Consider the following 2,500-nt stretch of genomic DNA (forward strand, 5'->3'; position numbering starts at 1 on the left):
TGGTGTTTCAGAACCGTAGAGTGGATGCGTAACATCTTTGTGGACAAGTCCTCGGCCTATTAGTACCAGTCAACTCAACAACACATTACTGTGCTTCCATTTCTGGCCTATCAACCCAATCGTCTCTTGGGGGCCTTAACCCACAAAGGGGTGGGATACCTCATCTTGGAACAGGCTTCCCGCTTAGATGCCTTCAGCGGTTATCCCTTCCGAACGTGGCCAACCAGCCATGCCCCTGGCAGGACAACTGGCACACCAGAGGTTCGTCCGTCCCGGTCCTCTCGTACTAGGGACAGCCTTCCTCAAGTATCCTACGCGCGCGGCGGATAGGGACCGAACTGTCTCACGACGTTCTAAACCCAGCTCGCGTGCCGCTTTAATGGGCGAACAGCCCAACCCTTGGGACCTACTCCGGCCCCAGGATGCGACGAGCCGACATCGAGGTGCCAAACCATGCCGTCGATATGGACTCTTGGGCAAGATCAGCCTGTTATCCCCGGGGTACCTTTTATCCGTTGAGCGACACCCCTTCCACCAGGTGGTGCCGGATCACTAGTCCCGACTTTCGTCCCTGCTCGACATGTCTGTCTCACAGTCAAGCTCCCTTGTGCACTTGCACTCAACACCTGATTGCCAACCAGGCTGAGGGAACCTTTGGGCGCCTCCGTTACTCTTTAGGAGGCAACCGCCCCAGTTAAACTACCCATCAGGCACTGTCCCTGAACCAGATCATGGCCCGAGGTTCAGATTCCCAATTCGACCAGAGTGGTATTTCAACAACGACTCCACCACAACTAGCGTTGCAGCTTCACAGTCTCCCACCTATCCTACACAAGCCGAACCGAAAACCAATACCAAACTATAGTAAAGGTCCCGGGGTCTTTCCGTCCTGCCGCGCGTAACGAGCATCTTTACTCGTAGTGCAATTTCGCCGGGCCTGTGGTTGAGACAGCCGGAAAGTCGTTACGCCATTCGTGCAGGTCGGAACTTACCCGACAAGGAATTTCGCTACCTTAGGATGGTTATAGTTACCACCGCCGTTTACTGGCGCTTAAATTCTCAGCTTCACCCCCGAAGGAGTTAACCGGTCCTCTTAACGTTCCAGCACCGGGCAGGCGTCAGTCCATATACATCGTCTTGCGACTTCGCATGGACCTGTGTTTTTAGTAAACAGTCGCTTTCCGCTGGTCTCTGCGGCCACCCACCCCTAGTCCGTAAAGGACTTCAAGGTGTTTGGCCCCCCTTCTCCCGAAGTTACGGGGGCATTTTGCCGAGTTCCTTAACCACAGTTCACCCGATCGCCTTGGTATTCTCTACCTGACCACCTGTGTTGGTTTGGGGTACGGGCCGTGCATGCACTCACTAGAGGCTTTTCTCGGCAGCATAGGATCACCCTCTTCGCCTCAAACGGCTACGCATCACGTCTCAGCCACATGGAACACGGATTTACCTATGTTCCGGCCTACACGCTTACACCAGGACAACCATCGCCTGGCGGAGCTACCTTCCTGCGTCACCCCATCGCTTGACTACTACAGAATCAGATCCCACGCTCCACACAACACTTCCATCCGAAGACTTCCATGCCGGCTTTGGGTGGTTAGTATCAACTGCCTCATCATGGGCGCACATGCTCGGGTACGGGAATATCAACCCGTTGTCCATCGACTACGCCTGTCGGCCTCGCCTTAGGTCCCGACTTACCCTGGGCGGATTAGCCTGGCCCAGGAACCCTTGGTCATCCGGCGGCAGAGTTTCTCACTCTGCATTCGCTACTCATGCCTGCATTCTCACTCCCACACCCTCCACCACTAGCTTCCGCCGTGGCTTCCCTGGATGCAGGACGCTCCCCTACCCATCCATACCACTAGACAAGAACCCGAAAGTTCAAGCCGATGTAACGCATGAATGACACAGCTTCGGCGGTGTGCTTAAGCCCCGCTACATTGTCGGCGCAGGACCACTTGACCAGTGAGCTATTACGCACTCTTTCAAGGGTGGCTGCTTCTAAGCCAACCTCCTGGTTGTCTGGGCAATCCCACATCCTTTCCCACTGAGCACACACTTAGGGGCCTTAGCTGGTGTTCTGGGCTGTTTCCCTCTCGACGACGAAGCTTATCCCCCGCCGTCTCACTGCCACGCTCTCACTTATTGGTATTCGGAGTTTGGTTGATTTCGGTAACCCGGTAAGGCCCCTAGACCATCCAGTAGCTCTACCCCCAACAAGAAACACGTGACGCTGCACCTAAATGCATTTCGGGGAGAACCAGCTATCACGGAGTTTGATTGGCCTTTCACCCCTACCCACAGCTCATCCCCCAGGTTTTCAACCCTGGTGGGTTCGGGCCTCCACGACGTCTTACCGACGCTTCACCCTGGCCATGGGTAGATCACTCCGCTTCGGGTCTAGACCACGCGACTCAAACGCCCTATTCAGACTCGCTTTCGCTACGGCTACCCCACACGGGTTAACCTCGCCACGCAGCACTAACTCGCAGGC

The 2,500-nt window shown here is 55.6% G+C and carries 1 rRNA gene (cut by a window edge); it reads right to left on the reverse strand.

Annotation, left to right across the window (positions count from 1 at the left end):
- Positions 1-39: 39 nt before the first annotated feature.
- Positions 40-2,500, reverse strand: a 23S ribosomal RNA gene (locus tag ACWEOE_RS41985); it runs 656 nt beyond the window's last position.

The sequence above is a fragment of the Amycolatopsis sp. NPDC004368 genome (assembly GCF_053602515.1).